5 protein-coding genes are annotated in these 5,706 nt (G+C 35.1%); 2 read left to right on the top strand and 3 right to left on the bottom strand.

What is annotated here, in order from left to right; genetic code table 11:
• Positions 1-224: 224 nt before the first annotated feature.
• The 3 genes from RT405_RS10200 to coaA all read right to left on the bottom strand — a co-directional run bounded on the left by RT405_RS10200 (position 225) and on the right by coaA (position 4,263).
• On the bottom strand, positions 225-1,622 hold the full coding sequence (locus tag RT405_RS10200; RefSeq protein WP_313469492.1) for a hypothetical protein: 1,398 nt from the start codon (positions 1,620-1,622) through the stop codon (positions 225-227).
• A 125-nt stretch (positions 1,623-1,747) separates the two neighbouring features.
• Entirely contained in the window at positions 1,748-3,226 is a 1,479-nt protein-coding gene (guaA, locus tag RT405_RS10195) for a glutamine-hydrolyzing GMP synthase (RefSeq protein WP_313469490.1), read from the bottom strand.
• Between the two features lie 113 nt (positions 3,227-3,339).
• Positions 3,340-4,263 carry a type I pantothenate kinase gene (gene coaA, locus RT405_RS10190; RefSeq protein ID WP_313469488.1) on the bottom strand — a complete coding sequence of 308 codons (924 nt, stop codon included), beginning with the start codon at positions 4,261-4,263 and terminating at the stop codon, positions 3,340-3,342.
• Between the two features lie 243 nt (positions 4,264-4,506).
• On the opposite strand from coaA, the gene RT405_RS10185 reads away from it, so the two are divergent.
• Positions 4,507-4,764, top strand: a complete 258-nt coding sequence (locus tag RT405_RS10185) for a hypothetical protein (protein WP_313469486.1) — start codon at positions 4,507-4,509, stop codon at positions 4,762-4,764.
• A partial coding sequence (locus tag RT405_RS10180) for a tripartite tricarboxylate transporter permease (protein WP_313469484.1) occupies positions 4,764-5,706 on the top strand: 943 nt, incomplete at its 3' end. The genes RT405_RS10185 and RT405_RS10180, both read left to right, overlap by 1 nt.

The raw sequence follows: 5,706 nt of genomic DNA, 5'->3' as shown, positions 1-5,706 counted from the left end.
CTAAATTTTTTTATTTCTTAAACCATTATCTCGAAATAAATAGAAAAAGATTTTATCAACTTCCTTCTTCTTATTGGATGGATAAAAATATGAACATATTCACCTATCAATATTATTTTCGCTGCGTCCGTTGAAAAAAATTGGTTAATTTTTTAATAAATCAAAAGGTTCAAATGCGCCATTTTTTTGAATAACCAATTTCTAGGGACTTATATAACTTTCTTTTATTTACTTGCAGAGTCTTTTTTTCTAGCATCAACATATACTATTTCAGATTTTAATTCTGAGGAGGAAGTGTTGGCAACTCTATCTTTAAATTTTTTAAGGTTTGTTTCACTAGTATCACCTTCTAGAATTATAATTAGAAAAATTGCCATATCAGTTTTTTCGGAAATCTTGTATTCTTCTAATTGCTCAAAATAACCATGTTGAAGTTTAGAATGGAGTGTTTTTTTTATTTCAATAAGAACTTTGTCATTACCAGTACTTACCTTAAAGTCAACAGGACCTCTTCCAGTATTACTTTCAGGTGTTAAATCAATGCCATGTACTTGACTAAAAAAATAACATACTCCATAAAAAACTAGTTGAATAGCATCTTCTCTTTTAGGATCTATATAAGATTCCTTATAAAATAAATTACTCAATTTATTATTTTCTACTAGGTCTTTAAAAAGTTGACACATAATGAGAGATTTTTCAAGAATATTTTTTCTACTGTCTTTAAGTTTATTAACTAAAGAAATGTAATCATCTTTAGTATCATAGATAGTTTGTTTGGTTTTTTCGTACCATATAACTTCACCATCAGGATCTTTTTTAAAATTGTAAGAATGTACTTGTGCTGATAAATAATCATCTATAAATGAGTCGAAAATATCCGGAAACGTTAAAAACGTCGTTAAAACATCTTTTTTTGAGAAATTTTCATTTTCTTTATCAAATGCATCCTTCCAGGAAGCACTAATACCAGCATTAAAATGCGCTCTAACACTTTCATCTGTAATTTCATTTTTGAAAGTAAAATCTGCATGTGGTAAATTAGATAAAAATACTTTTGGAATAAGTATCATATTTTCGCCAGTAGGAAGAATGGAATCTTCTTCATAATTTTTTCCTAATTCTTCAAATATACGTTTAGTATAAGAAATGAATTCGTTTTCTAAAATATTTATAACTAAATCACTAATCCTGTCTGAACCTATATTTTTTTCAAACAAGCCTAATAACTCAAAAAAATAACTATCTTTTTTTGCATACTCACTTATTTGATGAGCATCACGTATGATAGTCTCTGCAAGATCCCTTCCAATCCCATTTCCATTACCTCTTGTAGTAGAATAACCAATTGATATTCCTTTAGTTTCAGGTATTGTCATTAACTTGACGGCACTGTTCCAACACTTATCTTTTTCCTGTCTAGATGCTCTAACCAAAATCATTATATCTTTGAATCGTTTATGAATCTTATTTTTAGCATCAGAAAATTCCTTAATTGTCGAATTATAAATAAGAGGTGGATCAACAAAAAGTTTGCTATCAACACCTAGTATTGCATTAAAAGCACCTGTTTTTTCAATAGTTATTGCGTCAATACCTAAATAATCAGAAATCGATTTCATTTCCATCCTCCTTATTAGCTTATTTATAATTAGTATACAACACTAGGTAACAGGTATCAAATTGATAAGGACACAAAATGAAAGCCTTAAAAACCTTTTAATTAAAGGTTTCTAAGGCTTTTTTTCTATTCCCACTCGATAGTCGCTGGAGGCTTGCTCGTAATGTCATACACAATACGGTTAACGTGTGCTACTTCATTTACAATCCGCACAGAGATTTTTTGCAAGACATCCCATGGAATACGTGCAAAGTCACTTGTCATGCCGTCAATCGACGTTACAGCACGAATACCGACTGTGTAGTCATATGTCCGGCCGTCTCCCATAACTCCGACACTGCGGATTCCTGGAAGAACGGTAAAGTATTGCCAAATGTCACGGTCAAGACCTGCTGCTGCAATCTCTTCACGTAAAATAGCATCACTTTCACGCACGATTTCCAATTTTTCTTCTGTCAGTTCACCAAGAACACGGATACCTAATCCAGGACCTGGGAAAGGTTGACGCCAAACTAAGCTTTCTGGCATGCCCAATTCGATTCCTAATTCACGAACTTCATCTTTAAACAGCGTGTTTAACGGTTCGATCAATTTAAATTGCATGTCTTTAGGCAGTCCGCCCACGTTGTGGTGTGATTTGATCGTTTGAGCCGTATCGGTTCCACTTTCGATCACGTCCGTGTAAAGCGTTCCTTGTGCCAAAAATTCAATGCCTTTTAATTTTGTCGCTTCGTCATCAAAAACATAAATAAATTCATTTCCGATGATTTTACGTTTTTGTTCAGGATCGCTGACACCAGCTAGTTTATCCATAAAGCGTTTTTTCGCATCCACACGGATAACATTCAAGCCGAATTTACCTTCTAAACTATCCATTACTTGGTCGCCTTCATCTTTACGCAACAAACCATGATCAACAAAGATACACGTTAATTGGTCGCCGATCGCTTTTTGCAACAAGACACCTACAACACTTGAGTCGACTCCGCCGGATAAGGCTAGTAAGACTTTTTTATCGCCTACTGTTTCACGGATTTTTGCAATCTCGATGTCGATAAAGTTGCTGATGCTCCAAGTTCCTTTACATCCACAAATATTAAATGCAAAGTTTTTCAACATAGCATTGCCTTGTTCAGTATGGCGTACTTCCGGATGGAATTGAACAGCATGGAAGTTTCTTACTGGGTCGAACATTGACGCAATTGGACAATGAGGGCTGGTTGCTGTTACTTCAAACCCTTCTGGTACGTGAGTCACTAAATCTCCATGGCTCATCCAAACTGTCTCTTCAGTCTTCAGCTGATCAAAAACAGGTGCAGCCGTATTGGTGATTTCAATACCGGCTTTTCCGTATTCACGATTTGAACTGGCTGCTACTTTTCCGCCTAATGCAGTTGTCATTAACTGCATACCATAACAGATTCCTAAAATAGGTATACCTAATTCAAAAATCTTTTGATCGATGGTAAAGGCTCCTTCGTCATAAACGCTCATTGGTCCGCCTGAGAAAATAATTCCTTTTGCATTCATTTTGCTTAACTCTTCAGCTGTTACTTTGTGAGAAATTAATTCAGAAAACACACCAAATTCACGAATACAGTTCACCCCATCTAATTTTTTCTACTCCAAAGCAGACTAATCTGTCATTTCTACTAAGCTTTATTGTATCGGCTCTTATGAAACAGGTCAACACAACGAAAACGCTTTTCTGTCTTTTTTTAATATTTTCGCAACAATAAATGATCGATTACATGATTTCCGCTCTTATGCAAGATCAAATCCGCTCGATTGCGCGTTGGCAGAATAAATTCCATCAGGTTGCGCAAATTGACTTTTTTCCAAACTTCGCGGGCCATGGCAAAGGCATCTTCCCGGTTGCCTTGTGCATAAGAATAATAATAGTTATCAGGATCGGTAAAAGCTGTATCAAGCAGCACTCCAAATCGTTCTAAATACCATTTTTCGATTTGTGCTGGTTCAGCGTCTACATACATCGAAAAATCAAAAAAATCACTGATATAAATTTGTTCATTAGCAGGCAATTGTAAAATATTGATCCCTTCTACTATTAAAATATCCGGCTTGTTCAATACATGAAATTCTCCTTCAACGATATCGTAAATTTCATGAGAATAAACCGGTGAGGTCACATTTTCCTTGCCGTTTTTTACGTCTCCTAAAAAAGAAATCAAACGCGGCATATCATAACTTTCCGGAAATCCTTTGCGGTCCATAATCTGCTCTTTTTGCAATACCGCATTAGGATAAAGAAAACCATCGGTTGTGATCATATCTACTGTTTTGTTTTTATAAACACGAGAAAGCATCGTCTGTAATAAGCGTGCAGTTGTACTTTTTCCTACGGCCACACTTCCTGCTATCCCGATAATGTAGGGCTTACTTGTTGTTTTTTTACCCAAAAAATTATTTTTTTGTGCTTGTAGTTGTTCATATTGACGTATATACACATCCAATAGTTGAATGATTGGTACATATACTTCTTCTACATCTTTTATCGAAATCCGGTCATTTAAGCCTGTAAGTTCTTCCAACTCTTGATGAGACAACGGTGCGACTGTGTTTTTGTTTAGCTCTTTCCATTCATTCCGTTCAATAATATGATACGTTGCTGATTCTTTCATCCGGCGGACCTCCAAGTTCTTTCAACTTCCGCATCATTGTACCAAATAATGCTTTCTTTTTATAGCCTTTGAATGAAACCTTTACTAAGCTTTTTCATCTTTAAAGAAACTTAACTAGTCTTTTTTGTTCAATTTAGTGTAATATGGTTTTGTTGGGAATAGGAGTAGTCTCAACTTTTTTTATGAATTAAGGGTCTCTTATTAGTTTAAAAAGACTTACATAAATAAAAAAGGAGTTTAGATATGAAAGAAAAAAAAGATCTGGTTGAAATTTGGGGAGATGTTGTTGCATTGAATAGTTTGGTAGGGGCTATTCTTATTTCAAGTATCTCGACAATGGGAGCCTTTTTTCTAGCGCCCGGCGGCAATCAAAGCCAACAACTTTTTTATGGTTTAGCAGGTGCCGTCATTGGATTTATTATTTCTGCAGTCTTAATTAAACCTAAACGAATAGTCGTGCTGGATGGCCAACAGACTAGCGAACAAGGAGAATCAGACTAATGGATATCTTCTTATTGTTTCAAATGGTTGTTGCTTCACTATCGGCTGTTGTATTGTATACCTTTATCGGTTTTATTCCTGGAACAGATGAGACTTCCGTTCTTGTACCGGTTTCGTTGGCGCTCGTTTTAGCAGGAACAGCTCCGATTATTATTTTGACCTTTTTTATTTCTGCTATCATAACATTAAATTTAACTAATGCCATGCCCACTGCTCTTGTGGGATTGCCGGGTGGAGTTTTATCCAGCCCGATGATTGAACATGCTCTATACTTAAAAAATCGAGGCTTATCTACGATCACAATAAAAAAAATGGCTGCCGGTTCTTTGATCGGTACGGTTGTTTCTGTACCTATTTCTTTGTTGTTAGCTAATTTGCTAACTCCTTTTGCTACACTCATTCAACCTTATGCTTCATTATTATTTGTGATTGGTGCTGTTTTTTTATCTGTGATCGGAAAACACAAATCTTTAGCACTGCTTAGTATCGTGCCCTTAGCATTATTATTCCAAAGTTTGCGTCACCTTTATTGGGGAATGGGCGTAGTTCCAAAAGATACCAATATCACAACTTCTTTTTTCTTAGGTATCACCATCGGACCACTGATCATCTCTCTTTTATCTTTGTTAAATAAAGAGAATCGGATCAATATGTTGACGGACCAACTGAAAACTATTGCAATTCCAAAAGAATTAAATAAAGAACAGAGTTTGAATCCCTTTAAAATTTTATCTAAACAAGAGATAAAATCAGCTTCATTGGTTTCTTTTATTTCGAATTTTTTATTTGTTTTAAGCCCTGTCGGTTTGATTATTTTATTTGGCGAAGCAGTTGCTAATCGAAAAAAAGATCCGGTTGAAAAAGCTTCAACGACCATCACAACGATGAGTGCATTGGCTCATTCAACTTACTTATCAGGTATTATTATTCCATTGATTGCTT

The organism is Carnobacterium sp., from assembly GCF_032094055.1.
Taxonomy (GTDB): Bacteria; Bacillota; Bacilli; order Lactobacillales; family Carnobacteriaceae; genus Carnobacterium_A.
This window is presented reverse-complemented; position numbering and strand designations above follow the sequence as displayed.

Coding starts and splice junctions, on each gene's coding strand:
- RT405_RS10200 (WP_313469492.1), bottom strand. CDS start 1,622: ATGAAATCGATTTCTGATTATTTAGGTATTGACGCAATAACTATTGAA.
- coaA (WP_313469488.1), bottom strand. CDS start 4,263: ATGAAAGAATCAGCAACGTATCATATTATTGAACGGAATGAATGGAAA.
- RT405_RS10185 (WP_313469486.1), top strand. CDS start 4,507: ATGAAAGAAAAAAAAGATCTGGTTGAAATTTGGGGAGATGTTGTTGCA.